This is a genomic window from Streptomyces sp. NPDC101225 (assembly GCF_044767585.1).
GTDB lineage: Bacteria > Actinomycetota > Actinomycetes > Streptomycetales > Streptomycetaceae > Streptomyces.
Map to the genome: position 1 here is coordinate 65,758 of NZ_JBIWOE010000031.1, position 25,640 is coordinate 91,397.

At 72.4% G+C, this 25,640-nt stretch carries 23 protein-coding genes, 2 pseudogenes and 1 riboswitch; of the genes and pseudogenes, 17 read left to right on the top strand and 8 right to left on the bottom strand.

The window, feature by feature from the left end; genetic code table 11:
• Window positions 1–36: 36 nt before the first annotated feature.
• Both ACIRPX_RS33080 and ACIRPX_RS33085 read right to left on the bottom strand, forming a co-directional pair.
• A pseudogene (locus tag ACIRPX_RS33080) lies at window positions 37–177 on the bottom strand (LLM class F420-dependent oxidoreductase); the annotation flags it as partial.
• A gap of 55 nt (window positions 178–232) precedes the next feature.
• Window positions 233–916, bottom strand: coding sequence for a DUF5995 family protein (locus ACIRPX_RS33085; RefSeq protein WP_404202157.1), 684 nt, complete (start codon window positions 914–916; stop codon window positions 233–235).
• Between the two features lie 158 nt (window positions 917–1,074).
• Here ACIRPX_RS33085 and ACIRPX_RS33090 point away from each other — a divergent pair, with 158 nt between their 5' ends.
• A complete protein-coding gene (locus tag ACIRPX_RS33090; protein WP_404202231.1) occupies window positions 1,075–2,187 on the top strand; it encodes a glycoside hydrolase family 6 protein in 1,113 nt (370 codons plus the stop codon).
• A gap of 62 nt (window positions 2,188–2,249) precedes the next feature.
• On the opposite strand, the gene ACIRPX_RS33095 is transcribed toward ACIRPX_RS33090, so the two are convergent.
• Entirely contained in the window at window positions 2,250–3,461 is a 1,212-nt protein-coding gene (locus ACIRPX_RS33095) for an MFS transporter (protein WP_404202159.1), read from the bottom strand.
• A gap of 155 nt (window positions 3,462–3,616) precedes the next feature.
• Between ACIRPX_RS33095 and ACIRPX_RS33100 the strand changes: the two genes are divergently transcribed.
• Window positions 3,617–5,167, top strand: coding sequence for an ROK family transcriptional regulator (locus ACIRPX_RS33100; protein ID WP_404202161.1), 1,551 nt, complete (start codon window positions 3,617–3,619; stop codon window positions 5,165–5,167).
• A gap of 504 nt (window positions 5,168–5,671) precedes the next feature.
• On the opposite strand, the gene ACIRPX_RS33105 is transcribed toward ACIRPX_RS33100, so the two are convergent.
• Window positions 5,672–6,406 (bottom strand): SDR family oxidoreductase, encoded by a 735-nt coding sequence (locus tag ACIRPX_RS33105; RefSeq protein ID WP_404202163.1) that lies wholly within the window; start codon window positions 6,404–6,406, stop codon window positions 5,672–5,674.
• A 114-nt stretch (window positions 6,407–6,520) separates the two neighbouring features.
• Entirely contained in the window at window positions 6,521–7,408 is an 888-nt protein-coding gene (locus ACIRPX_RS33110; protein ID WP_404202164.1) for an RNA polymerase sigma-70 factor, read from the bottom strand.
• A 227-nt stretch (window positions 7,409–7,635) separates the two neighbouring features.
• Window positions 7,636–7,766: riboswitch (FMN riboswitch) on the top strand.
• Window positions 7,767–7,910: 144 nt separating this feature from the next.
• Between ACIRPX_RS33110 and ACIRPX_RS33115 the strand changes: the two genes are divergently transcribed.
• The 9 genes from ACIRPX_RS33115 to ACIRPX_RS33155 all read left to right on the top strand — a co-directional run bounded on the left by ACIRPX_RS33115 (window position 7,911) and on the right by ACIRPX_RS33155 (window position 15,327).
• Entirely contained in the window at window positions 7,911–8,516 is a 606-nt protein-coding gene (locus ACIRPX_RS33115) for a riboflavin synthase (protein WP_404202166.1), read from the top strand.
• Window positions 8,513–9,163, top strand: coding sequence for a nicotinamide riboside transporter PnuC (gene pnuC / locus ACIRPX_RS33120; RefSeq protein WP_404202168.1), 651 nt, complete (start codon window positions 8,513–8,515; stop codon window positions 9,161–9,163). Before ACIRPX_RS33115 ends, pnuC begins: the two co-directional genes overlap by 4 nt.
• Window positions 9,160–10,449 carry a bifunctional 3,4-dihydroxy-2-butanone-4-phosphate synthase/GTP cyclohydrolase II gene (locus tag ACIRPX_RS33125; protein WP_404202170.1) on the top strand — a complete coding sequence of 430 codons (1,290 nt, stop codon included), beginning with the start codon at window positions 9,160–9,162 and terminating at the stop codon, window positions 10,447–10,449. Before pnuC ends, ACIRPX_RS33125 begins: the two co-directional genes overlap by 4 nt.
• A 46-nt stretch (window positions 10,450–10,495) precedes the next feature.
• Complete coding sequence (gene ribH / locus ACIRPX_RS33130) at window positions 10,496–10,981, top strand: 6,7-dimethyl-8-ribityllumazine synthase (protein WP_404202172.1); 486 nt, start codon at window positions 10,496–10,498, stop codon at window positions 10,979–10,981.
• Between the two features lie 34 nt (window positions 10,982–11,015).
• Window positions 11,016–11,288 carry a phosphoribosyl-ATP diphosphatase gene (locus ACIRPX_RS33135; protein ID WP_404202174.1) on the top strand — a complete coding sequence of 91 codons (273 nt, stop codon included), beginning with the start codon at window positions 11,016–11,018 and terminating at the stop codon, window positions 11,286–11,288.
• 69 nt (window positions 11,289–11,357) lie between these two features.
• On the top strand, window positions 11,358–12,215 hold the full coding sequence (gene hisG / locus ACIRPX_RS33140; RefSeq protein WP_404202176.1) for an ATP phosphoribosyltransferase: 858 nt from the start codon (window positions 11,358–11,360) through the stop codon (window positions 12,213–12,215).
• A 13-nt stretch (window positions 12,216–12,228) separates the two neighbouring features.
• Window positions 12,229–12,684, top strand: a complete 456-nt coding sequence (locus ACIRPX_RS33145) for a PH domain-containing protein (RefSeq protein ID WP_404202178.1) — start codon at window positions 12,229–12,231, stop codon at window positions 12,682–12,684.
• Window positions 12,685–12,919: 235 nt separating this feature from the next.
• Window positions 12,920–14,245, top strand: coding sequence for a hemolysin family protein (locus tag ACIRPX_RS33150; RefSeq protein WP_404202180.1), 1,326 nt, complete (start codon window positions 12,920–12,922; stop codon window positions 14,243–14,245).
• Window positions 14,242–15,327, top strand: a complete 1,086-nt coding sequence (locus tag ACIRPX_RS33155) for a hemolysin family protein (protein WP_404202182.1) — start codon at window positions 14,242–14,244, stop codon at window positions 15,325–15,327. The genes ACIRPX_RS33150 and ACIRPX_RS33155 overlap by 4 nt, the downstream gene beginning before the upstream one ends.
• Window positions 15,328–15,354: 27 nt before the next feature.
• Here the strand turns inward: ACIRPX_RS33155 and ACIRPX_RS33160 are convergent, their stop codons facing one another.
• Together ACIRPX_RS33160 and ACIRPX_RS33165 are read right to left on the bottom strand one after the other, a co-directional pair.
• Window positions 15,355–17,217: an AAA family ATPase gene (locus tag ACIRPX_RS33160; protein WP_404202184.1), complete on the bottom strand. Its 1,863-nt coding sequence runs from the start codon at window positions 17,215–17,217 to the stop codon at window positions 15,355–15,357.
• A 428-nt stretch (window positions 17,218–17,645) separates the two neighbouring features.
• A complete protein-coding gene (locus ACIRPX_RS33165) occupies window positions 17,646–18,266 on the bottom strand; it encodes a uridine kinase (protein ID WP_404202232.1) in 621 nt (206 codons plus the stop codon).
• Between the two features lie 249 nt (window positions 18,267–18,515).
• Between ACIRPX_RS33165 and ACIRPX_RS33170 the strand changes: the two genes are divergently transcribed.
• The 5 genes from ACIRPX_RS33170 (at window position 18,516) to ACIRPX_RS33190 (ending at window position 23,629) form a co-directional block, all read left to right on the top strand.
• Window positions 18,516–19,466: a hypothetical protein gene (locus ACIRPX_RS33170; RefSeq protein WP_404202186.1), complete on the top strand. Its 951-nt coding sequence runs from the start codon at window positions 18,516–18,518 to the stop codon at window positions 19,464–19,466.
• A 70-nt stretch (window positions 19,467–19,536) separates the two neighbouring features.
• The gene (locus tag ACIRPX_RS33175) at window positions 19,537–20,991 is read left to right on the top strand and encodes an amino acid permease (RefSeq protein WP_404202234.1); all 1,455 of its coding nucleotides are present in this window, start codon (window positions 19,537–19,539) and stop codon (window positions 20,989–20,991) included.
• 230 nt (window positions 20,992–21,221) lie between these two features.
• The gene (locus tag ACIRPX_RS33180) at window positions 21,222–22,565 is read left to right on the top strand and encodes a peptidase C39 family protein (RefSeq protein ID WP_404202188.1); all 1,344 of its coding nucleotides are present in this window, start codon (window positions 21,222–21,224) and stop codon (window positions 22,563–22,565) included.
• A gap of 142 nt (window positions 22,566–22,707) precedes the next feature.
• On the top strand, window positions 22,708–22,848 hold the full coding sequence (locus ACIRPX_RS33185) for an SCO1431 family membrane protein (RefSeq protein WP_404202189.1): 141 nt from the start codon (window positions 22,708–22,710) through the stop codon (window positions 22,846–22,848).
• A gap of 121 nt (window positions 22,849–22,969) precedes the next feature.
• Window positions 22,970–23,629, top strand: a complete 660-nt coding sequence (locus tag ACIRPX_RS33190; protein WP_404202190.1) for a TetR/AcrR family transcriptional regulator — start codon at window positions 22,970–22,972, stop codon at window positions 23,627–23,629.
• A gap of 54 nt (window positions 23,630–23,683) precedes the next feature.
• On the opposite strand, the pseudogene ACIRPX_RS33195 reads toward ACIRPX_RS33190, so the two are convergent.
• Window positions 23,684–24,181 (bottom strand): annotated as a pseudogene (locus tag ACIRPX_RS33195) (glycosyl hydrolase family 18 protein); the annotation flags it as partial.
• Between the two features lie 277 nt (window positions 24,182–24,458).
• Between ACIRPX_RS33195 and ACIRPX_RS33200 the strand changes: the two are divergent.
• Window positions 24,459–25,631 (top strand): acyl-CoA dehydrogenase family protein, encoded by a 1,173-nt coding sequence (locus ACIRPX_RS33200; RefSeq protein WP_404202192.1) that lies wholly within the window; start codon window positions 24,459–24,461, stop codon window positions 25,629–25,631.
• Window positions 25,632–25,640: the final 9 nt, after the last annotated feature.

Below are 25,640 nucleotides of genomic sequence, written 5' to 3' on the forward strand. Positions count from 1 at the left end.
GCTGCCCCATGCCCCAGACGATCTGGTCCCCGAAGGCTAGATACCGGCGGCGCGTGCCTTCTCGTGGACCTCGGCGGCGACGTCCTTGAGTTCCTGCGCGTCGCCCTGGGTGCTCTGGAGGTCGACGACGATCTCGTCCGGGCCGGCCGCGGCGTAGCCGGCCAGGTCCTCCACGACGCCATGCCTGTGCTCCTGTGCAGAAGGGGCACCGGCGTCGAACGTACACCGTGCGTCAGGGCAGCGGTGTGAGCAGCATGCGGCCGGCGAATCCCACGGCCGCGTCCAGGCGTTCGGTGAACTCCTCCGCCACGTCGGGCAGTTCACGAAGCGCCCACAGGGCCCGCGCCGCCGACCAGGTGGCGTCCCGGGCGCGCTCCAGGCTCCAGGCGCCCAGCAGATGCGTGAGCGGGTCGGCGATCTGGAGGAGGTCGGGGCCGGGCATCAGATCTTCGCGGATGCGCTCCTCCAGCGAGACGAGGAGATCGCCCACGCGGTCGAACTCGTCCTCCAGGTCGGCCGGTTCGCAGCGGAGCGTACGGCAGCTGTCCACCACGGCGAGCGCCAGGTCGTGGCCGATGTGCGCGTTGATGCCCGCGAGCGCGAACTGCAGCGGACGTACGCCGGGATGGCGGCGGAGCTGGAACAGGGGCCGCCAGCAGGCCGGTGGCCGGCGCCCGTCGTCCACCGCGTCGACGGCGGCCAGATAGCGCTCCGCGAACCGCACGTCCAGCGTGGTCGCGGCCTGCGCGTCGGCGAACCGGCCGGTGTCGATGCGCCGGTCGACGGCCTCGGTGACGGCGAGGTAGACGCGGTTGAAGACCGCGACGCCGTCCCTCGCCGGCAGGCTCGCGTCGAGGGCGCGCAGACGGGAGACGACCGCGTCTACGGATGTGGTGATCTGTTCCCATTGCGCCATGGGGGAAGCGTCCCAGTCCTAGGCTGACCCGAGTGCAGGCGGGCCCGGCGCTTCCCCGGATCGGGGGAACGGACCCGCCGGGGGAGGGGAGCAGCGCGGTGGGAGGCCGACGTGCGCGGCGACGGGCCGCACGCAGGGCCGGGCGCGGACGCGCCGCCCTGGTCGCGGCGGCCGCGGTGGTCGTCGCCGTGGGCACCGTGGCCGGTGTGCTGAGCGCGCTCGACCAGGGCCGGGCCGGTGACGAGGCGAGGCCGGAGGCGACCCGTTCGCCCCGCCTGGAGCGGCTTCCGGTGGTGCCGTCCCCGTCGGCGGCCGAGGCGTCGCCCTCCGTCTTCGCGACGCGCACGGCGAGCCCCGCTCCGTCGGCGACCGGGACGGCGAAGAAGCGCGCGACCGTCCCGCCCGCCACGCGCCTGTACCGCCACCCCGACTCCCAGGCGCTCGACTGGGTCCGCGCCCATCCGGGCGACCCGCGCACACCGGTCATCGCGTCGCGGATCGCCGACCGTCCGGCCGCGGTGTGGTTCGCCGACTTCACGCCGACGACCATCACCGCCCGCGTCCGCGCCGTCACCTCGGGCGCCGCGGCGCAGGGCCGGGTGCCGGTCGTGGTGGCGTACGCGATACCCGGCCGCGACTGCGGGGGCGCGTCCGAGGGCGGGGCGCCCGACCTCGCCGCCTACGACGGCTGGATCGACGCCTTCGCGGCGGGGCTCGGCTCCGGCGAGGTCGTCGTCATCCTCGAACCCGACGCGATCGCGCAGTCCGACTGCCTTACCGGGGCCCGGCGGGCCGCGCGCTTCGCCTCGCTGGCCCGCGCGGGCCGCGTGCTGAAGGCCGCCGACCCCAAGGCCCGCGTCTACCACGACGCCGGCCACTCCGACTGGAACCCGGCGACACAGCAGGCGTCCCTGCTCAGGCAGGCGGGCGCCGCCTCGGCCGCCTCCTCCGACGGCGTGTTCAGCAACGTCTCCAACTTCAACACCACGGCGGACGAGATCGCCTACGACCGCCGGGTCCTCGCCGCGCTCGGCGGACCCGCGAGCCTGGGCGCGGTCGTCGACACCAGCCGCAACGGCAACGGCGCCCCGGCCGACGGCGCCTGGTGCGACCCCGCGGGACGCAGGATCGGCCGGGCGCCGACGCTGAGCACCGGTGCGGCCCGGATCGACGGCTATCTGTGGGTGAAGCCGCCCGGGGAGTCCGACGGGTGCCAGGGCGCGCCGGGCACCTTCAGCCCGTCCTACGCCTACGACCTGGCGTCGCCGTAGGAGGACGTGACCACGGCACGTGGGTGCCGGAGTCCCTCTCCCCGGGCATCCGTGCGGCGGTGTCAGGGGCGCGGGTCGGGCACCGCGGCCTTCGGCCGGCCGATCCGCGTGCGGTTGCGATCGCCCGAGCGCAGCACGCCCGCGAAGGCCGCGAGCCCGCAGGCGAGGACGGTGACCAGGACGAAGGACACCGTCAGGCTGGTGGCCTGGGCCACGCCGCCGATCAGGCCCGGGGCGATCAGGCCCGACGTGTAGGTGATGGTCGCGACGCCCGCGATGGCCTGGCTCGGGTTCGGGCCGCTGTGCCCGGCCGCCGCGAAGCAGAGCGGTACGACGACGGCGATGCCGAGGCCCATCAGGGCGAACCCGGCCATCGCGAGCGCCGGATGACCGGCGACGACGATCAGCAGCCCGCCGGCGACGGCCAGGGCACCGCCCGCCCGGACCGTGCGGACCGCGCCGAAGCGGTTGACCACCGCGTCGCCCACCAGCCGGGCCACCGCCATGGTGAGCATGAACCCGGTGGTGCACGCGGCCGCGAGACCCGCCGAGGTCTCCAGCCGGTCGCGCAGATAGACCGCGGACCAGTCCAGGCTCGCCCCCTCGGCGAACACCGCGCAGAAGCCGACGGCGCCGATCAGCAGCGCGGACCTGGGCGGCAGCGCGAACCGCGGCGGCGGCTCCTCGTCCTCGGCCGGCTGCAGGTCGAGCACCCAGCGGCAGGCCACCACCCCCAGCAGCGTCAGCGTCACCGCGGCCAGCGCGAAGTGCGCACGGGCGTCCACGCCGAGGTGCGCGGCGAGCGTGCCGGCCGCCGACCCGACCAGGGCGCCCGCGCTCCACATGCCGTGCAGCCCGGACATGATCGACCTGCCGAGCATCCGCTCGACCTCGACGCCGAGCGCGTTCATGGCGACGTCGGCCATGCCCGCGCTCGCGCCGTAGAGGAACATCGACAGGCACAGGGTGAGCAGGTTCGGCGCCAGGGACGGCAGGATCAGGGACAGCGTCCAGAGCGAGAGCAGACCGCGCAGCGCCGTACGGCTGCCGAAGCGGTGGCTGATCCTGCCCGCCAGCGGCATGGCGCAGGAGGCGCCGAACGCCGTGAAGGCGAGGGCGAAGCCGAGCTGGCCCGCGCTCAGCGAGGCGTGGTCCTGGACCCAGGGCACGCGGGTCGCGAAGGAGCCCGTGACGGCTCCGTGCACGGCGAACACGGCGGCCACGGCATACCGGGCCCGCCGCACCTCGCGCAGGTCGTAGACCACGTCACTCATTCTCCGACCCCTCCCGGTCCCGCCGAGTTCCCCAGGTTCCGCACCTGCGCCGGGTAAACTATCAGGAACCCTGCCTGATAGATAGGGCTTTCAATGGCCGTGCGGGCGGCCGGACGTGGTGCGGTGCGGTCCCGCCGATCTGGAAGGATCCCGGCATGCCTGCCTCTCCGAGCACCGCCCGGGCCATCAACGACCGGCTCGCCCTGCGTCTGCTCCAGGAGGAGGGCCCGCTCACGGCGGGGCAGCTGAAGCGGCTGACCGGGCTGTCCCGGCCGACCGTCGCCGACCTCGTGGACCGCCTCACCGCGTCCGGGCTGATCACCGTCGTCGGGGAGGCGGGCGAGCAGCGGCGCGGCCCGAACGCCCGGCTCTACGGGATCGTGGCCGACCGCGCGCACCTCGCCGCCGTGGACGTGCGCACCGAGGGTGTCTCGGTGGTCGTGACCGATCTGGTGGGCCGGATGCTCGCCGAGGCGTCCGTGCCGATCGCCGGCGGGACGGGGACCGGGCCCGAGGTGGAGCAGGCGGTCGCCCTGGTCGAGCGGGCGGCGAAGGAGGCCGGAGTGGCGGGAGCGCCCCCGGAGGAGGCGGCCCGGGCGTGGGGGCGGCTGCACACCGTCGGCATCGGCGCCCCCGGCCTGATCGACCCGGCCACCGGCGAGCTGCGCGACTCCTCCGGCCTGCCCGAATGGCACCGGCGCCTGGTCGCCGCGCTCCAGGAGCGGTTCCCCGAGGCCCGCGTCAGCGTCGACAACGAGGCGAACCTCGCGGCGCTGGCCGAGCAGCGCGACGGTGCGGCCCGCGACCGGGACACGTTCGTCCTGCTGTGGCTGAGCCATGGCACGGGCGCCGCCGTGGTGCTGGACGGAGCCCTGCGCCGCGGGGCCTCCGGCGGCACGGGCGAGATCGGCTTCCTGCCGGTGCCGGGGACGGCCGGGCTGCCCTCGGCGACCGACTGCGACGGCGGCTTCCACTCCCTGGCCGGGTCGGCCGCGATCGTGGGGCTGGCGGGGGAGCACGGACTGACCGCCGCGGACACGGCCGAGCGGCCGGCCGCCGCCGGGGTGGTGCGCGAGGCGGCCCGCGCCGCGTCGGCACCGCGCACGGACACGGCGCCGGACGGAGCCCCGGGAACGGCTGCGGCCGCGGCTTCGGCTTCGGCTTCGGCTTCGGGAAGGGCTTGCGATGCGGTGGAGGCTTCGGCTTCGGGAGGGGCTCGCGATGCGGCTTCGGCTTCGGCTTGGGCAGGGGCTTCGCAGGCGGACGTGGATGCGGATGCGGTTGAGGCTTCGGGAGGGGCTTGGCATGCGGCTGCGGCTTCGGGAGGGGCTTGGCATGCGGAGGCGGATGCTGCTTGCGACGCGGGTTCGGCCGCGGCGCGGGGCGGGGACGCAGGGCGCTTCCTCGACGCCCTCGCCGACCGGCTCGCCGTGGGGGTCGCCTCCGTCGTGGCGGTCCTCGACCCCGGATGCGTCGTGCTCGGGGGCGAGGTCGGACAGGCCGGCGGCGAGGAACTGGCCCGGCGGGTGGCGGAGCGCGTGCGCCGGATGACCCCGCTGGGCACCGAGGTCCGCCCGAGCACGCTCGGTGGCGGCGCCGTCCTGCGCGGGGCCCTGCTCACCGCCCGGGACCGCGCCCAGGAGGAGCTGTTCGCGCCTCCGGAGCGCCAGATCCCGACCGGACACCGCGCTCCCCGGGCTCCCTGAACCCGGCGGGCCATCTGGTCTCCCCGGTCCGCCTGGTCCGCCCGGTACGGCCGGTCCGCCCGGGCTTCCCGGTCCCCCCCGGGTCTGTTCGGTCGCTCAGGCTTCCGGGTCTGCCCGATCCGCCGGGCTTCTGGGTCTGCCCGGTCTGCCGAGCCCCGGTCCGCCCCGTCTCCCCGGCTTCCCGGTCCCCCGGTCCGCCCTGGTCTCCCGGGCTTCCCGGTCCGTTCGGCCGGCCGGGCTGCCGGGTCTGATCGGTCGCCTGGGCCCCGACCCGCCCGGTCCACCCGACCCGCCTGGTCCGCCCAAGCTTCCCGGTCCCCCCGGGTCTGTTCGGTCGCCCGGGCTTTCAGGTCTCCCCGGTCCACCAGGCTTCCGGGTCTACCCGGTCCACCAGGCTGCCCGGTCTGCCCGGTCTGCCCGGTCGTCCAGGCTTTCGGGTCTCCCCGGTCGTCCGGTTTCCCGGGCCCCGGTCCGTCCGGTCTCCCCGACGTCCCCGTCCGCCGTTCAGGATCGCTTCAGGTAGTCCTCGAACGTGCCCTTCCCCGTGGCCTGTTCCGGCGCCAGATGACCGCCGTCGCGAAACGCCCGGTACGTTCTGCCCGGCAGCGGCACGCCGAGCACCGGCCGCCGGCGCCCCGTCGCCCTCAGCCAGGCGCGGGCCAGCGACTCGACGGTGCGGATCTCGGGCCCGCCCATGTCCTGGACGTGCCCGGCGGGTGGCCGCGCCGCCAACTCGGCCAGCCGCTCGGCCACTTCGGCCACCTCGACGGGCTGGTCCCGCACCCCGGCCGGCAGCAGCAGGACCGGCAGCTTGGCCAGCGCCCGGAACATCATCACGGGCAGGTCGTGGAACTGTGTCGCGCGCAGCACCGTCCAGCCGAGCCCCGACTCCTCGATCATCCTCTCGACCGCGAGCTTGGTCCGGTAGTACCGGAGCGGCACCCGGTCCACGCCGACGATCGAGATGTAGACCAGGTGCTCCACACCGGCCCGCCGCGCCGCCTCGACCAGGTGCCGGGCGGCCTTCTCGTCCCCGCCGGTCTGCGTGGTCGCGCAGTGCACGACCGTGCCGACGCCCGCCAGCGCCGCGTCCAGGGCGGCGCCGCCCCGGCGCAGATCGACGGCGTGGGGCCGGCTGTGGCGGCTGAGCACCCTGACCTCGTGGCCGTCCGCCCGCAACCGCTCGGTGACGAGCCGGCCGAGGGTTCCGGTGCCGCCGGTCACCAGGATCGTGGTCATGCTGTTCAGCTCCTTCGACGCCGGGCGCGCCCGGGTGGCACGCCCTTCGACAGCTCAGACCGGACAGCGGGTCCGCGGTGTGACAGGTCCGCGCGGGCGGCGGCGACGGGGGCGCTACGCGCCCGTGAGCTGGCGTTGCGCGAAGTCCAGCTTGTCAGGGTTCAGCACGGCCCGGACATGGGAGATCAGACCGTCCCGCACCTCGAACGCGATCAGGCCGAACAGGGCGCCTCCGTCCCAGATCGCCAGTCCCTGCGCGCCGTTGACCTCGGGCCGCGTGAAGGCGAGCCCCGCCGTGAACCGCTCGACGACCCCCGCCACGAGCCGCGCCACCTTGTCGGGGCCCCCGACCGCGCGCAGCGCCGCGCGGACCTTGCCGCCGCCGTCGCTGGAGAACGTCACGTCCGCCGTCAGCAGCTTCTCCAGACCGGCCAGGTCACCGTCGCGGGCCGCGGTGATGAAGGAGGTGACGAGTTCCTCCTGCTGCTCGGGCGCCGGCTCGAAACGGGGGCGCTCCTCGTTCACCCGCCGCACCGCCCGCCGGTACAGCTGGCGGGAGTTGGCCTCGGTCAGGTCGAGGGCGCCGGCGATCTCGCGGTGCCCGTACCCGAAGGCCTCCCGCAGCACGTACACCGCGCGTTCGGTGGGGCCGAGCCGCTCCAGCAGGACCAGCAGTGCGAGCGACACCGCCTCACGCTGCTCGGCCGACTCCAGCGGGCCGAGCGTGCCGTCGGAGGTGACCACGGGCTCCGGCAGCCAGACGCCGACGTAGCTCTCGCGCCGGGCCCGGGCCGAGGTCAGCCGGTTGAGGCAGAGGTTGCTGACGACCTTGGCGAGCCAGGCCGCCGGATGCTCGATGGCCGCGCGATCGGCCGCGCTGAAGCGCAGATAGGCGTCCTGGACCATGTCCTCCGCCTCGTCGGCCGAGCCGAGCATGCGGTAGGCGAGGCCGAACAGCCGGGGGCGGTGCGTCTCGAACTCGTCGGCGATCGCGCTGCTCATGGGCACCACCCTGCCAGAGCGGCCCGGCCCGGGAGTTGAAGGCCCGGCGGTGGGCAAGGGCCGTCGTCACCACCGCCGGACCGGATCGTGGAGCCAAAAGGACTAGACCAAAGGGTCCAGCAGATCGGGGCGGTTGAGAAGTCCACCGTCACGTCCTGTGAGCCAACGCACACCGATCGCCCGTATGGACCTCGATCAGGCGTGGCACACTGGTTTCGTACCAGAAGCAGCGCACTCCGGGGTCGGTGAAATTCCGAACCGGCGGTTACAGTCCGCGACCCGACCGCTTCCAGCGGCCGGTTGACCAGGTGAAATTCCTGGACCGACGGTTAAAGTCCGGATGGGAGGCAGTGCGCGGCGGGCGGGCATTCGTGCGCGCCGCCGTATCGGCTTCGTCCCGAGGGACGAGAGCGTCCGGCGTCGCCCCCGGTGTCCTCGCTCGTTCATTCTGTCGTCATCGACAGGCCCCGGAGTCCGTGCCCGAAGAGGGAGGACCCGGGAAGTGTTCACCGGAATCGTCGAAGAGCTGGGCGAGGTCACGGCCGTCGAGAATCTCGGCGACGCCTCCCGCTTCCGGCTGCGTGGACCCGTCGTCACCGACGGCGCGAAGCACGGCGACTCCATCGCCGTGAACGGGGTCTGTCTCACCGTCGTCGACCACGAGGGCGACGAATTCACCGCCGACGTCATGGCGGAGACCCTCGACCGCTCCAGCCTCGGCGCACTCGCCGTCGGCTCCCGCGTCAACCTCGAACGCCCCATGGCCGTGGGCGCCCGCCTCGGCGGCCACATCGTCCAGGGCCACGTCGACGGCACGGGCGAGATCCTGGAGCGCAAGCCCTCGGAGCACTGGGAGATCGTGAAGGTCTCCCTCCCCGCGGATCTGACCCGCTACGTGGTGGAGAAGGGCTCGATCACGGTCGACGGCATCAGCCTCACCGTGGTGGACGCCGGCCCCGACCACTTCACGGTCAGCCTCATCCCGACCACCCTCGCCCTGACCACGCTCGGCCACAAGCAGCCCGGCGACCCGGTCAACCTCGAGGTGGACGTCGTCGCCAAGTACGTCGAGCGCCTGCTCGCCAGCGGTCAGGGGGCGACCCGGTGAACTGGCTGAACTCCGAGGCGTTCACGCTCCTCGGCCAGCGCATCATCTGGTCGGACATGATCGGCAACGTCCTCGGGCTGATCACCCTCGCCCTCGGCTGGCGCCGCTCCCTGCTGACCTGGCCGGTGCAGTTCCTCTCCGGCCTGGTCCTCTTCGTCGCCTTCTACGGCCACCTCGCCGGCAGCGCGGGCAAGCAGACCGTCGTCATGGTCGTGGCCCTGTACGGCTGGTGGCGGTGGAACCGCGACCAGGGCCGGACCGAGGACGGCGGCGACGGCCACATCACCCCGCGGTTCGCCACCTGGCGCGAGCGCGGCGCGATGACCGCCGCCGCCGCGGCGGGCACGGTCGTGGTCGCCCTGCTCTTCAAGGCCTACCCCTCCCTGTCCTGGGACCCCTGGCCCGACGCCTACATCTTCGTCGGCACCGTCGTCGCCATGTACGCGCAGGCGCGCGGCATGGTCGAGTTCTGGATCGCGTGGCTCCTGGTGGACGTCGTCGGCGTCCCCCTCAACTTCGCCAACGGCTACGCCTTCTCCGGCTTCGTCTACGTCATCTACGGCGCACTCGTCCTGTGGGGCATGCGCGACTGGTGGCTGCGCTCCCGCAGGGCGCCGCAGCCCGTCCTGGAAGGAGCGCCGGCATGACCTCGGCACCCATTCTCTACAGCACCGACGGCATCGAGGACTGGTCCCTCGACCCCATCGAGCAGGCCATCGCCGACATCGCGGCCGGCCGCCCCGTCGTGGTGGTCGACGACGAGGACCGCGAGAACGAGGGCGACCTCGTCGTCGCCGCCGAGAAGGTCACCCCCGAGATCGTCGCCTTCATGATGAGCGAGTGCCGCGGCCTGATCTGCGCCCCCATGGAGGGCGAGGAGCTGGACCGGCTCCGGCTGCCGCAGATGGTCGAGGACAACACCGAGTCGATGAAGACCGCCTTCACGGTCTCCGTCGACGCCTCCGCGGCGCACGGCGTCACCACCGGCATCTCGGCCGCCGACCGCGCCACCACGCTCCAGCTGCTGGCGAGCGGTGACGCCGAGCCGTCCGACCTCGTGCGCCCGGGCCACATCTTCCCGCTGCGCGCCCGGGCCGGCGGCGTCCTGACCCGCGACGGCCACACCGAGGCCGCCGTCGACCTCGCCCGGCTCGCGGGCCTGCGCCCGGCCGGCGCGATCGTCGAGATCGCCGGCGAGGACGGCCGCATGCTGCGCCTGCCCGAACTGATCCCGTTCGCCCGCAAGCACGGCCTGACGATCATCTCCATCGAGGACCTGATCACCTACCGCCGCACCGCCGAGCCCACCGTCCGTCGTGAGGCCGAGACCCAACTGCCGACCAAGCACGGTGCGTTCACGGCCTACGGCTACCGCTCCACGGTGGACGGCGTGGAGCACGTCGCGCTCGTCCACGGCGAGATCGGCGACGGCGAGGACGTCCTGGTCCGGGTCCACTCCGAGTGCCTGACCGGCGACATCTTCGCCTCCCTGCGCTGCGACTGCGGCCCCCAGCTGGAAGCCTCCCTGCAGCGCATCCAGACCGAGGGCAGGGGAGTGGTGGTCTATCTGCGCGGGCACGAGGGGCGCGGCATCGGGCTGCTGTCCAAACTGCGCGCGTACGAGCTGCAGGAGCGCGGCCGCGACACGCTCGACGCCAACCTCGAGCTCGGGCTGCCCGCCGACGCCCGGGACTACGGCGCGGGCGCCCAGATCCTGGAGGACCTCGGCGTGCACAGCGTGCGCCTGATGACCAACAACCCCGACAAGACCGACGCGCTCGTCGCGCACGGGCTCAAGGTCACCGGCCGGGAGCCGATGCCCGTACAGGCGGGCGAGCACAACCTCCGCTACCTGCGCACCAAGCGGGACCGGATGGGGCACGACCTGCCCTGGCTGGACACGGCCCCCGTGTCCACCTGCAGCAACCAGTAGAAGCACCAGTAGAAGCACCTGAGAAGGCACAGAGGAGACACGGGACGTGAGCGGCAAGGGCGCACCGGAGCTGTCGGTACGGAACGTCGGGGACCTGCGGGTCGCCGTCGTCGCGGCGCAGTGGCACGAAAAGGTGATGGACGGCCTGGTGGACGGCGCCCTGCGCGCCCTGCACGACCTGGGGATCGACGAGCCGACCCTGCTGCGGGTCCCCGGCAGCTGGGAGCTCCCGGTGGTCGCCAAGGCCCTCGCGGGCCGCGGCTACGACGCGATCGTCGCCCTGGGCGTCGTCATCCGCGGCGGCACGCCCCACTTCGACTTCGTGTGCCAGGGCGTGACCCAGGGCCTGACCCAGGTCTCCGTCGACACCGGCGTCCCGGTCGGCTTCGGCGTCCTCACCTGCGACACCGAGGAACAGGCCCTGGACCGTGCCGGACTGGCCGGTTCCAACGAGGACAAGGGGCACGAGGCGGTGACGGCGGCGGTGGCGACCGCGGCCACCCTCCGCTCAGTATCCGAACCGTGGCGCTGACGCGGAGCCCGTGTGGCATAGGCTGAGCGTCATCATGTCCAAGAAGACGTTCGAGGAGCTCTACACCGAGCTCCAGCACAAGGCCGCACACGGCGACCCCGCCTCCTCCCGCACCGCCGAACTGGTCGGCAAGGGCGTCCATGCCATCGGCAAGAAGGTCGTCGAAGAGGCCGCCGAGGTCTGGATGGCCGCCGAGTACGAGGGCAAGGAGGCGGCCGCCGAGGAGATCTCGCAGCTGCTGTACCACGTCCAGGTGATGATGGTCGCCCGGGGAATCTCCCTGGACGACGTCTACGCCCACCTGTGAGCCGTCCCGTTTCGCCCCGGTTCATCCCGGTTCGGACACCCACCCCATCACGCAAAGGAAGCCGACCTCATGCTGCGCATCGCCGTCCCCAACAAGGGTTCCCTGTCCGGCCCTGCGGCGGAGATGCTGCATGAGGCCGGCTACCGGCAGCGCCGGGAGTCCAAGGAGCTGCGGATCGTCGACCCGGCCAACGAGGTCGAGTTCTTCTACCTCCGCCCCCGGGACATCGCGATCTACGTCTCCTCCGGCAGGCTCGACATCGGCATCACCGGCCGCGACCTGCTGATCGACTCCGGCGCCGACGCCGAGGAGATCCTGCCGCTCGGCTTCGCCCGCTCGACCTTCCGCTTCGCGGCCAAGGCGGGCACGGCGAACGGACTGGCGGACCTCAAGGGCCGCACCGTCGCCACCTCCTACGAGGGCATCGTCGAGGGCCACCTCGCCGAGCACGGCGTCGACGCCTCCGTCGTGCACCTCGACGGCGCGGTGGAGACGGCCATCGAGCTCGGTGTCGCCGAGGTCATCGCCGACGTCGTGGAGACCGGCACATCGCTGCGCAACGCGGGTCTGGAGGTCTTCGGCGAGCCGATCATGAAGTCCGAGGCCGTCGTCGTCCGCCGGACCGGCGCGGGCGCCGAGGAGTCCGCGGAGCCGAAGGTCCAGCAGTTCCTGCGCCGCCTCCAGGGTGTCCTGGTGGCCCGGACGTACGTGATGATGGACTACGACTGCCGTGTCGAGCAGCTGGAGAAGGCCGTGGCCCTGACCCCGGGTCTGGAGTCCCCGACCATCTCCCCGCTGCACAACGAGGGCTGGGTCGCCGTCCGCGCCATGGTCCCCACCCGGGACGCCCAGCGCATCATGGACGACCTGTACGCGATCGGTGCGCGGGCCATCCTGACCACGGCCATCCACGCCTGCCGTCTCTGAGGGGCGCAGAGAGATGTCCGACCTGCCCGAGCTCCCCGTCACGTTCCGGCCGGGCCGCACCCGTGCCGTGCTGCTCACCTCCGGTGCCGCGATCTTCGCCGTCATCACGGTGGTCGCACTGCTGCTGGAGCAGCTCAGCCCCGGCGAGCGGCTGAGCTTCGTCGTCACGGGCGCGCTCCTGTTCGGCGTGCTCGCGCTGCTGGCCCGGGTGAAGGTCGTCGCCGACGAGTCCGGCGTCACCGTCGTCAACATCGCGGGCCGGCGGCACCTGGAGTGGGCCGAGATCCTGCAGGTCAACCTGCGGCCCGGCGATCCCTGGGTGTTCCTCAACCTCAGCGACGGCACCAGCCTGCCCGCGCTCGGCATCCAGCCGGGCATCGCCAGGCAGCGCGCCATCGCCGACGCGCGCACGCTGCGCGCGCTCGCCGAATCCCGGTCCATCCGCGATCCCGAACAGCGTCAGGGCTGACCGGGAGCGCTTTCCGGGACGACTCGGGGACGTCCACCCTGCCGCACTGCCCCCTGTCTTGATTAATCTGTTGTCGGAGGCGTTGTCGTTGCGCCTCCGCCGCCGATGATTCCGGCCGGTCCGCACCGGCCCTCGGCGGTCCCCTGCTACCCGAGGAGTGACTCCCTCCAGCGATGGACGGTTCGTCCGGCAGTACCTGCGCCGCCCCCTCACGACATCACGAGGCGGCGGCATCATGACCACCTCCCTGCTTCTTCTCGCCGCGGCATTCGTGCTGATCCTCGCCAACGGCTTCTTCGTGGCCGCGGAATTCGGCCTGGTCACGGTCGAGGCGACGGACGCCGAGAAGGCCGCCGCCGAGGGCGACAAGCGGGCCCACCGGGTCGCCGAGTCGCTCCGGGAGCTGTCCTTCCAGCTCTCCGGCACCCAGCTCGGCATCACCATCACCTCCCTGGTCGTCGGCATGCTCGCCGAACCGGCCCTGGCGCGGCTGCTGCACGGCCCGTTCGGCGCCATCGGCATCCCGCAGGGCGCCGTCCCCGGCGTCGCGGTGATCGTCGGCATGCTGCTGGCCTCCGCCGTGCAGATGGTGATCGGTGAACTCGTGCCCAAGAACTGGGCGGTGTCCAGGCCGATGCAGGTCGCGCGCTTCGTCGCCGGCCCGCAGCACGTCTTCGCCCGCCTGTTCCGCCCGGTCATCGCCGCGCTGAACACGGTCGCCAACCGGCTGGTGCGCGCCCTGGGCGTGGAACCCACCGAGGAACTGGCCTCCGCCCGCACCCCCGGCGAGCTCGTCTCCCTGGCCCGGCACTCCGCACAGGCCGGTGCCCTGGAGCAGGACACGGCCGACCTCTTCGTACGGACGCTGTCGCTCGGTGAGCTGGCCGCGCAGCACGTCATGACGCCGCGGGTGAAGGTCAGCGCGCTGCAGTCGTCGGCGACCGCCGAGGACGTGGTCAACCTCACCCGCGCCACCGGCCTGTCCCGCTTCCCGGTCTACCGGGAGCGGATCGACGAGGTCGTGGGCATGGTCCACCTCAAGGACGCCCTGGCCGTCCCGGCGCCCGACCGGCTGCGCACGCCCGTCGGCCGTATCGCCCGTCCGGCCCTGCTGGTCCCCGAGACGCTGCCCGTGCAGCCGCTGCTGGCGCAGCTGCGCAGCGAGCAGCCCATCGCGGTCGTCGTCGACGAGTACGGCGGCACGGCGGGCGTCGTGACACTGGAGGACATCGTCGAGGAGATCGTCGGCGAGGTCCGCGACGAGCACGACGGGCAGGACCTGCCCGAACTCGCCGCCGCTGCGCCGGAGGAGGGCAGGCCCGCCTGGGACGCCGACGGCAGCTGCCGCGTCGACGTCCTCCAGCGCATAGGCCTCGACGTGCCCGAGGGGCCGTACGAGACCGTCGCCGGCCTGATCGCCGACCGGCTGGGGCGGATCCCGGCCGTCGGCGACAAGGCCGAGCTGCCGGGCTGGCGGATGACCGTGCGCCGCGTGGGGCACTACCGCGCCGAGCGGGTCCGGCTGGTCAGGACCGGTCCGGTCGTGGAGGTGGCCCGATGAGCGTGCTGCAACTCCTGTTCGCCGGGCTGCTCGTGCTCGCCAACGGCTTCTTCGTCGCCGCCGAGTTCGCGCTCGTGTCCGTGCGCCGCAGCCAGATCGAACCGCTCGGCACGGCCCGGGCCCGTCAGGTCCTCTACGGCCTGGAGCGGCTGCCGCAGATGATGGCCGCGGCCCAGTTCGGCATCACCGTCTGCTCGCTGACGCTCGGCGCGGTGGCCGAGCCGACCGTCGCACACCTGCTGGAGCCGGTCTTCCAGTGGGTCCATCTGCCGGACGGGGTGATCCACCCGCTGGGTTATGTCATCGCGCTCGCCGCCGTGGTCTTCTTCCACCTCGTCATCGGCGAGATGGTCCCGAAGAACCTGGCGATGGCGGCGCCGGAGAAGGCCGCGCTGTGGCTCAGCCCCGGGCTGGTCGCCTTCGCCCGCCTGTGCAGGCCGATCACGGTCTTCCTCGGCGCCTGCGCGAAGGGCGTCCTGCGGCTGTTCCGGGTGGAGCCGAAGGACGAGATCGAGGCCGTCTTCACCAGCGAGCAGCTCAACCGCCTGGTGGAGGACTCCGGCCAGGCGGGGCTGCTCGACCCCGAGGAGCAGGAACGCCTGGAGGACGCGCTGGAGCTGGGCTCGCGCCCGGTGACGGACGTGCTCCTGGGGCGGGAGTCCCTGGTGACGGTCCCGCCGTCGGTGACGCCGGGCCGGATCGTCGAGCTCACCGCGCGCACCGGCTACTCCCGTTTCCCGGTCGCGGCGGAGAACGGCGCCTTCATGGGCTATCTGCACGTGAAGGACGTACTGGACCTGGAGGACTCCGACCGGGCGGTGCCCCAGCAGCTGTGGCGGCCCATGACGACCCTCCGCTCCGAGCTCCCGCTGGACGACGCCCTGACGGTCATGCGCCGGGCCGCCACGCATCTGGCCCAGGTGGCCGACGCGTCCGGCCGGGTGCTGGGCCTGGTCGCCCTGGAGGACGTCCTGGAGCTCCTGGTCGGCGAGGTCACGGACCCGGCGCACCGCGACGTGCCGCCGGTGAAGGTGACCGAGCCGCGCTCCAGCGGCGAACCGGAGAGCGCGCTGACCGGCTGAGCCCGGGGGCCGGGGGCCGGGGCTGCGTCACATGGGTGACGGGTCCTGCGGCCCCCGGCCCGACAGCACCTCGCCGTACGCCTGCATCAGGTCCGGCAGCCGCAGGGTGGACAGGTCGTCGCGGGAGAGCGCCCCCGGATACGTCGACAGCCGCAGGTCCCGGTAGGCGCAGCTCTTCTCGTACAGCGTCCGCAGGAACCGGCCGTTGCCGAGCTCGTCGATCCAGCCCTGGTCCACCACGTGCCCGGCGATCGAGCGCAGTTCGTCGAGGGCCTCCTCGTCCCACACGTCGCCGTTCTCCGCGGCCAGCACCTCGCCGATCGAGGTGAGTTCGAGCGGGCGGTAGGAGGGGAAGTCGACGCGGGTGGTGAAGCGGGAGGACAGGCCCGGGTTGGCGGCCAGGAGGCGGTCCATGCCCTCCGGGTAGCCCGCCAGGATGACCACCAGGTGGTCGCGGTTGTCCTCGGCCCGCTTCAGCAGCACCTGCAGCGCCTCGTCGCCGTACGCGTCGCCCTTGCCGTAGCCGGAGTTGGAGAGCGAGTAGGCCTCGTCGACGAAGAGCACGCCGCCGATCGCGGAGTCGATCAGCTCGTTGGCCTTCACGGCCGTCTGGCCCAGGTACTCGCCCACCAGGTCGGCCCGTTGGGCCTCGACGAGGTGGTCACCGCCGAGCAGGCCGAGGGCGTAGAAGACGCGGCCGAGGATGCGGGCCACGGTGGTCTTGCCCGTGCCGGAGGGGCCGGAGAAGACGAAGTGCCGCTTGGGCGGCTGCACCGGCAGGCCCTGGTGCGCACGCAGCCGCGCCATGTTCAACTGCGCCGACAGCGCCTTGACCTGCCGCTTGACCGGCTCCAGGCCGACCATGCCCTCCAGCTCGGCGAGCGCCTCCTCCAGCAGCAGGGGGTCGGTGGGACCCGCGGGCAGCGCGGACCCGGACGGGCCGGACTTGTGGCGCACCGCCGGGTCGATCGCCGACGGGAGCGGGCCGACGGGCGGCAGGTCCGGGTCGGGCAGCCTGAGGTCCCGGCCGTCGGTGCCGAAGAGCGGGTCCAGGGCGTCGGGCCCCTCCAGGGCGTCCTGGCCGCCGGAGAGCGTGATCGCCGCGAGGTCGGTGACCTCGTCGTAGCCGTCGCCCTCGGCGATCGCCGCGAGCCGGGCCGAGGTGTCCATGAAGGCGGGGTCGACGCGGTGCACGGCGCGGTACAGGGGGAGTGCGGCGGCCGAGCGGCCCGTGCCCTCGTGCGCCCGCGCCAGCCAGTAGCGCAGCTCCTTGCGCTGCGGCTGCTCGCTGCGGCAGCGCATCAGGGCGGCGGCGAGCAGGGGTTCGGCCTGCCCGTACGTCTCCAGACGCACCCGTGCCATGCCGCCGAACAGGCCTGCCTCGATGCCGAGCAGCGGGTCCTCGATCAGCGGGTCGGTGTGCCGGACCAGCTGGTCCCAGTCCTTGACCAGATAGGCGCGGCAGGCGTGCAGGAAGCGCACCTGGGGGTCGGTGTCCACGGGCGGCAGGCCGGCCAGCGCCCGGTCCAGCTCCGGGACGTGGCGGCCGTCCAGCCAGTGGGAGGCGTGTGCGAGCAGCAGATCGCGCGGGCTCTCCAGCACGGGCTGCACCCACCAGCCCAGCCAGTACCAGGAGTTGAGGGAGCGGCGGTGGCGGGCACGCTGTTCGCCGAACCGGTCGCGGTGCCGGAACATCCGTAACAGCGCGGTCGTCGTGTCCACGCGCAGCGCGTGCAGCCCGAGCCAGCCGTCGGCCATGCCCGGGTCCATCCGGACCGCGGCCCGGAACTCCTCCTCCGCCTGCGGATAGGCGCCCATCGTGTAGGCGTCCACACCCCGCAGCCAGGCGAGGTCGGCCGGGGCCTCGGGGCCCTGCGTGCCGAAGTCCATCACGTCCCCCACAAACCGTGCCCCCGTCGGTTGACCGCCGGACCGTCGTCCGTCGGCCGCCTTGATCGAACCGCCGTGCCGCGGACCGGAGTTGCGGTGCGCGCAGCCGTCCGTCAGGTCGCACCGAGGGCATCGTACCTGCGCCGGTGTCGCGGGCCGAAGGGTGCCGCACGGGCCGTTTGACGAGGTGGGAGCAGATGGGGCGCACTTCGGACGGTGACCGTGGGTGAGCGAATCACACCTCGGAGCGTCCGGAAAAGTGGGGTGCGGGCAGAACGAAGCCCCCGATCACGGGGGAACAACCGGGGGCTTCGCGTATGCGGGCGGCCTCCGAGGGCCGCACATTGAGAACGTAAGACCTGTACGGCCCCCGGGTCAAGCGGAGTTGGGGCTCTCCGGGAACTTCCCCGGGGATGGTCTTCACAAGTTCAGCACATTGCCGATGGTCCGTCACCCTGCGTGAGTGACTGGTCCGGTCCAAAGGTCTTCGCGGGCCCCGGGAGCACCTCGTATCCCTTCTCCGTCTGGCGCACCAGGAGGTCCGCGAACGCCCGTGAGGGGTCTTCGGCGAAGTGTCGTCGTTCCGCCCCGACCCACCCGGCCCAGAACTCCCGCTGCTCCTCCCCGTCCCGCTGCCGTCCCCGTGTCCAGGACTCCTCCTGCGGCAGCTCCATCCACAGCAGGGCGGCGAGATGCGGGCGCAGCGCGCGGCGGCCCGCGCCGACGCCCTCGATCAGGACCACCGGTGCGGGCGGCAGGGTGCGGGGCGGCCCGAAGCCGCGGGCGCGCCAGTCATAGGGGGCGTAGCGGGCGCTCTCGCCGCGGCCGAACGGCTCGATCACCTGGGCCGTCAGCCGGCCGGTCCACGCGAACAGCTCGTCGTGGCTGGCGATGTCGTCGAGGCGCAGCACGGGCGCGCCGTCGAGCGCGCGGGCCAGCCGTCCGGCGAAGGTGGACTTCCCGGAGCCGGCGTGCCCGTCGACACCGATCAGGCGGACCGGGCCGCAGGACGGCGGAAGGCGGCGGAGCCGGGCGGCGAGCTCGTGAATGGCGGTTTCCTCGGGCGGCGGGGGCTGGGCATATTCGGCGGGAACATTCTAGCGGGGGGCGAAATCGGGGCGAATGGGCCGGCCATGAATAGTGCGGAATTAAACAAGTTTTCGTCCGGTGGTCGAACGTCCTTATTACGGTCCGACCACTGCGGCACGCCATGTCGAAAACCGCGTTCCGGTTGAGCCCCCTGCTGAGTAAGGTACAGGAGCGCAACTGCGAGGCGCCGTACGGGGAGACAGGAGCAGATGGCCGCCGGGTTATTCGAGGGGCAGTACGTGTGGCATCCGGCGGCGGACGACCGCCTGCTCGCCGGCGTGTGCGTGGACGTACGGGCCGGCCGCTACCGCAGTGCCCGCGAAGCCCTCGCCGAAACACGCGGGGACGCGGGGCTGCGGGCCCACCGCTCGCTGGTGCTCGCCTCGGAGGCCGCCGACTCCGACCTGACCGAGCGCTGGCTGGACGAGGAGCCGGGTCCCGAGGCGGCGCTGCTGTGGGCGCGGGTGGCGGTGCTGCGGGCGGTGCGCGCGGCCGACACACGCGACGAGCGGGCCGGGGCGCTGGAGCGGATCGCGCTCGCGGCCTGCGACCGGGCGGCCGCGGCGAACCCGGGGGATCCCACGCCCTGGGCGGCCCGGCTGGCCATGGCGCGGCTGCACCGGCTGAGCGACCCCGCACCGCGGGGACTGCTCACCGCGCCGCCCGGACCCTGGCGGCTGTTCGCGCACGTCCTCTCCCTCGACCCGTGGCACCGCGAGGCCCATCACCGCTTCCTGGCCTGCTTCTTCAGCCGCAACGGCGGCCCGGTGAACGCCGCCTGGGACGTCGCCGCCTTCCTCGGCCAGCGGGCCCCCGCCGACTCCCCGCTGCGGCTGCTGCCGCTCGTCGCCCTCGTCGAGAGCTACAACCCGACCCAGCTGCTCGCCGACAGCGTGTGGGAGCAGCCGCAGTGGCGCTCCACCGCCCTCGCGATCTACCAGAACTGGCTGCCCGCGGCCGCCGGCTACCGCTTCACCCCGGTGCTCGACCTGGCCTACCTCGCGCACGCGCTGGTCATGGGCAAGTGCGAGTTCGAGGCGCGCGCGGTCTTCACGGCGGCGGGGCCGTACGCCTCCCGGATGCCCTGGTCCGCCTTCGGTGAGCCGGCCGAGCAGCTGTCCCGGGCCCGCCGCGCCTGCGGCCTCCCCGTCCCCCCGTAGAGAAAGGGCGCACGTGTCAGAACGCACGGCAGAACCGACCGAGCTGGACGACGACGCCACGCTCCACGCGATGGGTTATCCGAGGAAACTCACCCGCCGCTTCCAGGCGTTCGACAATTTCGCCATCTCGTTCACCATCATCAACATCATCTCGGGAATCTTTTCGAGTTTCGGATTCGGCCTGAATGCCGGCGGGCCCCGCATTCTGGTGTTCGGCTGGATCGGTGTATCCGTCATGGTGCTCTTCGTCGGTCTCGCGATGGCGGAAGTCGCCTCCGCCTATCCGACGAGCGGTGCGCTGTATTTCTCCGCCGGTAAACTCGCCCGACGGCACCGGGGCGCCTGGTCCTGGTACACGGGCTGGCTGAACTTCGTGGGCCAGATAGGCGGCACGGCGGCCACCGGCTACGCCGCCGCCACGTTCCTCCAGGCCTTCGTCGCCCTGCAATGGTCCTCGTACGTGCCGACCGCCCACCGGACGGTGCTGATCACGGCCGTGATCATCGTGCTCCAGGGCCTGGCCAACACCTACACCGTCCAGCTGGTCGCCCTGCTCAACCGGATCTCCGTGTGGTGGCTGCTGATCGGTCTCGTGGTGATCGTGACCGCCCTGACCGCCGGTCCCGATCAGCACCGTTCGGCGTCCTTCGTCACACATTTCACGAACAACACCGGTTTCACGAGCGGGCTTTACGCCGGCATGCTCGGCCTGCTCGTCACCAGCTGGACCTTCACCGGCTTCGACGGCAGCTTCCACATGTCCGAGGAAACGGTGCGTGCCACGGTCAACGCCCCGAAGGGGATCACGCGGGCGATCGGATACTCGGCGATCACCGGGCTGATCCTCATGCTCGCACTGGTCTACAGCATTCACGACTACGGCCACGTGGCGAGCGCCTCCGCTCCGCCCGTCCAGATTCTGCTGGACGGACTCGGCCTCACCACCGCCAAGGTGCTGCTGCTCATCGTGATCGGCGCGATGCTCTTCTGCGGACTGGCGAATCTCACCAGCAACACCCGGCAGATCTTCGCCTTCTCCCGCGACGGCGCGATGCCCGGCTCCCGCTGGTGGCACACCGTCTCCCCGCGCACCCGCACGCCCGTCAACGCGGTCTGGCTCGCGGTCGGCTGCTCGCTGGCACTCGTCCTGCCCGGCTGGTGGTCGCACACGGCGTTCACCGCGATCGTCAGCGTCAACGTCGTCGGGCTCTTCCTCGCCTATGGCGTGCCCATCTTCCTGCGGCTGCGGCTGGGCGACGAGTTCCAGGCGGGCCCGTGGAACCTGGGACGCTGGGGGCGCCCGGTGGGCGTGGTCGCGGTGACGTGGATCCTGCTCAGCAGCCTGCTGTTCATGCTGCCGCAGGCATCGCCGATCACCGTCGACTCCTTCAACTACGCGCCGATCGCGCTCGCCGTCGTCCTGATCGTCGCCACGGTCTGGTGGTTCGCCACCGCCCGCCGCCGCTTCCAGGGACCGGTCAGCTACGGCCGCCCCGACGAGGTCGCGGCGATGGACCTGATCTGAGCGCCGGTGCCCGGCGTGCCCCCGCGGGTCGCCGGGCGCCGGGCGCCGGGCCGCACGGTGCAGCAGGTCACGCCAGTGGTCCAGACCAATATTGATGGGCGTGGCGCGGGCCGAAGTGCTGGCAGGACATCCCACCTGCGGCCATAGTTGGCGCACACGCAGCACGGCGGCGCGGCGCAGCGCCGCCTTCGGACTCGCACCGACTCGGACACCTGGGGGTCATTCCGCCCATGAGCAGAGCCGAAAAGCCGTCCCGCAGAACCGTCCTGGCCGCCGCGGTCGCCGCGGCAGTGGTGGGCCCCACGGTCACCGCAGGCGTCGCCGAGGCCGCCGAGGCCCCGGCCCGACCGGTCGACTACCGCGCCTGGACCACCCATCACGACTGGCGCAGCGGCACCTCGAAGGGCGTCCGCGCCGTCGCCGGCGCCCGGCCCGGCGTGGTGATCGCCGCCCCCGACGGCACGACCGACTACACGGACCCGCACACCGGCACCACCGCCCCGTGGGAGTACGCGACCTGGACGTCCCCCGTCCACCGGCTCCACGTCCCCGCCACCGAGGTGATCGCCTCCTGGAACGCGCACACCCCGGCCGGCACCTGGCTCCAGGTCGAACTGCACGGCACGTACTCCGACGGCACCCGCACCCCCTGGTACGTGATGGGGCGCTGGGCGGCCGGCGACCAGGACATCAAGCGGACCTCGGTGGACGACCAGACCGACGGCAGGAGCACGATCTGGACGGACACCTTCGCGATCGACGACGCGACGACGGGCCTGCGCCTGGTCGCCTACCGCCTCCGCCTCACCCTCTACCGCAAGCCCGGCACCAGGCTCACACCCACCGTGTGGCGGCTCGGCGCGATGGGCTCCGACATCCCGGACCGCTTCACGGTCCCGGCCTCGACGCCGGGCCTGGCCCAGGAACTGAACGTGCCGCGCTTCTCGCAGGAGATCCACCAGGGCCAGTACCCCGAGTACGACAACGGCGGCGAGGCCTGGTGCAGCCCCACCTCCTCCCAGATGATCATCGAGTACTGGGGCGGCCGGCTCACCCCCGAGCAGCTGTCCTGGGTGGACCCGAGCTACGCCGACCCCCAGGTCGACCACGCCGCCCGCTTCACCTACGACTACCAGTACGGGGGCTGCGGCAACTGGCCGTTCAACGCGGCCTACGCGGCGACGTACCAGGGACTGCAGGGCGTGGTCACCCGCCTCGGCTCGCTCACCGACCTGGAGACGCTGATCGCGGCCGGCATCCCGGCCATCACGTCCCAGTCGTTCCTCGAGGAGGAGCTGACGGGGGCGGGGTACGGCACCTCGGGACACCTGATGACGGTCATCGGCTTCACCGCCGACGGCGACGTGATCGCCAACGACCCGGCCTCGCCGAGCGACGACGCGGTGCGCCGCGTCTACCGGCGGCGCGAGTGGGAGAACATCTGGCTGCGCACCAAGCGCCACAACGCCGGCGGCAAGGTCGTCTCCGGCACCGGCGGCGTCTGCTACCTGTACTTCCCGGCCCGTCCCACGGCCCGCCAGTGCAAGGCGCTCGCGGCGGTCGGCGTCCGCTGACCCGTCCCGCACCGTGCGAAGGCCCCGGGGGACCGGGGCCTTTCCCGTGTGACGAAGGTCTCGGCCGCAAACGCCGTTCACGGTGGCAAGGTGGACGGGCAGAGGGGGGATTCCACCACATACCCGACCACAGCGAGACACCATGACCGCACACTCGGCCACCGCCACCCGCACCCGTACCGGCGGCCCCAAGGACGACGGCCCGAAGATCTTCGAGCACGTCATGGGCTGGACGCTCGTCGTGGCCGTCGCGATGCTCGTCGTCCAGCTGGGTCTGCTGTGATCCGACCCGTACCCCCGGCAGGTCTCCCGGGGCCCGCCCGTCGATCGGACTCGAACGAGTGGGCGCGGTTGTTCTGACATACTGCGGTGGTCCCGCCGCCCGCTGGAGACCAGGGTCGAAATTGAAGATCAGCCAACAGAGCGAGGCCACCCGCCCCCGGGCGCGCGGTACCGAGCGCTCGCTGGCGCGTCGCGCCGAACTCATCTCCATCGGGCGGAAGTTGTTCGCCGACACGTCCTACGACACGCTCTCCATGGACGACATCGCGCGGCAGGCGCATGTCGCCAAGGGGCTGATCTACTACTACTTCCAGTCCAAGCGCGGCTACTACCTGGCGATCATCCAGGACTCCGTCGCGGACCTGGTCACCTATGCGGCGAGCGGTGTCGAACTGGAGCAGGTGGACCGGGTCCACCGCACCATGGAGAGCTATCTGCGCTACGCCGAGCACAACCAGGCGGCGTTCCGCGCGATCGTCAGCGGCGGCGTCGGCTTCGACGCCGAGGTGCACGCGATCCGCGACGGGGTGCGCGAGGCGATCATCGCGACCGTCGCCGAAGGGGCCTACGGCCGCACGGACATCAGCCCACTCGCCCGCATGGGCCTGCTCGCCTGGGTGTGCAGCGTCGAGGGCGCCACGCTCGACTGGATCGACCGCCCCCGCATCTCCCGTGAGCAGATGCGCGAACTCCTGGTCAAGACGCTCGGCGGCGCCATGCGGGCCGTGGAGGAACTGGACCCGTCCTACCCCGCGCCCGCCGCGGCCCGCCGGGACTCGTGACCGGGGGCGGAGGCTCCCGCACCGCCGCCCCCGGTCACCGCACCGCCGCGGTCGGTTGATCGCCGTGATCAGTTCGCCGTTCGCGGTGTCGCCGCTCAGCTCCCAGAAGAACGTGCCGCCGAGCCCCTGCCGGTTCTTGTACGTCCTCTTCCTGCCGATGGTGGCCGGGGTGTCGTAACTCCACCAGTCGTTGCCGCACTTGGCGTACGCGGTGCCGCCCACCGTGCCGGTCGCCGGGCACGTGGACTTCAGCACCTTGTAGTCGTCGATGCCCTGCTCGTACGTCCCCGCGGCCGGACGCGTCGCGGAGCCGCCGGGGGCCGACTGCGTGACGCCCGTCCAGCCGCGGCCGTAGAAGCCGATGCCGAGCAGCAGTTTGGACGCCGGTATGCCGAGGCCCTTGAGCCTGGCGATGGTCGACGAGGTGTCGAAGGCGGCCCTGGGGATGCCGGAGGAGGTCAGCGGCGAGTGCGGGGCCGTCGGCCCGGCCGCGTCCCAGGCGCCGAAGTAGTCGTACGTCATCGGGTTGTACCAGTCGACGTACTGCGCGGCAGCAGGAGGACTAGACCACTTCGGTCGATGGTGCGGACCAATCGCACGGGGAGTGCGCGGCGGTTCGGCGGGGGTCGGGATATTCTTGAAGTAAGCGGTCGTTAACTGGTGACGGGCCGTCTCCGATCGGGCATACTCACAGCGCACAGCCGCTGGTCAGCAGCTTCCGAGACCCGGAGGCGGAGCATCGGCCCGGCCTCAGTACGACCCGGCGGAGCCGCCCCCACCCAAGGCGCGCATCCGCCGATGTGCCCGAAACAGGGAGGAGAGCGTCGACATGCCCGACCGCGCCCCGCAGCCGGTGGACCGTCAACTGCCCACGGACGAGGCCCGGGATCTGATCTCGCTCGTCCGTGACATCGCCCAGCGCGAGATCGCGCCCAAGGCTGCCGAGGAGGAGGAAGCCGGCCGCTTCCCGCGCGAGGTCTTCACGCTCCTGTCCCGGTCCGGACTGCTCGGCCTGCCGTACGACTCCGAGTACGGCGGCGGCGACCAGCCCTACGAGGTCTACCTCCAGGTCCTGGAGGAACTCGCCGCGGCCCGTCTCACCGTGGGCCTCGGCGTCAGCGTGCACACACTGGCCACCTACGCGCTCGCCACCTACGGCACCAAGCAGCAGCAGGTCGAGCACCTGCCCGAGATGCTGGGCGGCGGCCTGCTGGGCGCCTACTGCCTGTCCGAGCCGTCCTCCGGATCCGACGCCGCGTCGCTGCGCACGAAGGCCGTGCGGGACGGTGACGCGTGGGTGCTCACGGGCACGAAGGCGTGGATCACGCACGGCGGCATCGCCGACTTCTACACGGTCATGGCCCGCACCGGCGAGGACGGCCCGCGCGGGATCTCCGCCTTCCTGGTGCGCGGAGACGCCGAGGGGCTCAGCGGTGCGGCCCCCGAGAAGAAGATGGGCATGAAGGGCTCACCGACCGCGCAGGTCCACCTCGACGGAGTGCGCGTGCCGGACGAGCGGCGGGTCGGAGAGGAGGGCCAGGGCTTCGCGATCGCCCTGTCCGCGCTGGACTCCGGCCGGCTCGGCATCGCCGCCTGCGCCATCGGGCTCGCCCAGGCCGCGCTCGACGAGGCGGTCGACTACGCCACCGGGCGGCGCCAGTTCGGGCGCCCCATCGCCGACTTCCAGGGGCTGCGCTTCATGCTCGCCGACATGGCGACCCAGGTCGAGGCGGGCCGGGCGCTGTATCTCGCGGCGGCGCGGCTGCGGGACGCCGGGCGGCCGTTCGCCAAGCAGGCGGCCATGGCCAAGCTGCACTGCACGGACACCGCGATGAAGGTGACGACCGACGCCGTGCAGATCCTCGGTGGATACGGCTACACCGCGGACTTCCCGGTCGAGCGCTACATGCGCGAGGCCAAGGTGCTGCAGATCGTCGAGGGCACCAACCAGATCCAGCGGATGGTCATCGCGCGTCACCTCGCGGGTCCGGAAACCCGCTGAACTCACCCG

Bases quoted from the DNA above. Each gene is read 5' to 3' on its own strand.
- ACIRPX_RS33085 (WP_404202157.1), bottom strand. From the start codon at position 916: ATGGCGCAATGGGAACAGATCACCACATCCGTAGACGCGGTCGTCTCC.
- ACIRPX_RS33185 (WP_404202189.1), top strand. From the start codon at position 22,708: ATGACCGCACACTCGGCCACCGCCACCCGCACCCGTACCGGCGGCCCC.
- ACIRPX_RS33180 (WP_404202188.1), top strand. From the start codon at position 21,222: ATGAGCAGAGCCGAAAAGCCGTCCCGCAGAACCGTCCTGGCCGCCGCG.
- ACIRPX_RS33160 (WP_404202184.1), bottom strand. From the start codon at position 17,217: ATGGACTTCGGCACGCAGGGCCCCGAGGCCCCGGCCGACCTCGCCTGG.
- hisG (WP_404202176.1), top strand. From the start codon at position 11,358: ATGCTGCGCATCGCCGTCCCCAACAAGGGTTCCCTGTCCGGCCCTGCG.
- ACIRPX_RS33110 (WP_404202164.1), bottom strand. From the start codon at position 7,408: ATGAGCAGCGCGATCGCCGACGAGTTCGAGACGCACCGCCCCCGGCTG.
- ACIRPX_RS33175 (WP_404202234.1), top strand. From the start codon at position 19,537: ATGGGTTATCCGAGGAAACTCACCCGCCGCTTCCAGGCGTTCGACAAT.
- ACIRPX_RS33145 (WP_404202178.1), top strand. From the start codon at position 12,229: ATGTCCGACCTGCCCGAGCTCCCCGTCACGTTCCGGCCGGGCCGCACC.
- ACIRPX_RS33125 (WP_404202170.1), top strand. From the start codon at position 9,160: ATGACCTCGGCACCCATTCTCTACAGCACCGACGGCATCGAGGACTGG.
- ACIRPX_RS33100 (WP_404202161.1), top strand. From the start codon at position 3,617: ATGCCTGCCTCTCCGAGCACCGCCCGGGCCATCAACGACCGGCTCGCC.
- ACIRPX_RS33095 (WP_404202159.1), bottom strand. From the start codon at position 3,461: ATGAGTGACGTGGTCTACGACCTGCGCGAGGTGCGGCGGGCCCGGTAT.
- ACIRPX_RS33155 (WP_404202182.1), top strand. From the start codon at position 14,242: ATGAGCGTGCTGCAACTCCTGTTCGCCGGGCTGCTCGTGCTCGCCAAC.
- ACIRPX_RS33135 (WP_404202174.1), top strand. From the start codon at position 11,016: ATGTCCAAGAAGACGTTCGAGGAGCTCTACACCGAGCTCCAGCACAAG.
- ACIRPX_RS33150 (WP_404202180.1), top strand. From the start codon at position 12,920: ATGACCACCTCCCTGCTTCTTCTCGCCGCGGCATTCGTGCTGATCCTC.
- ACIRPX_RS33170 (WP_404202186.1), top strand. From the start codon at position 18,516: ATGGCCGCCGGGTTATTCGAGGGGCAGTACGTGTGGCATCCGGCGGCG.
- ACIRPX_RS33105 (WP_404202163.1), bottom strand. From the start codon at position 6,406: ATGACCACGATCCTGGTGACCGGCGGCACCGGAACCCTCGGCCGGCTC.
- ACIRPX_RS33200 (WP_404202192.1), top strand. From the start codon at position 24,459: ATGCCCGACCGCGCCCCGCAGCCGGTGGACCGTCAACTGCCCACGGAC.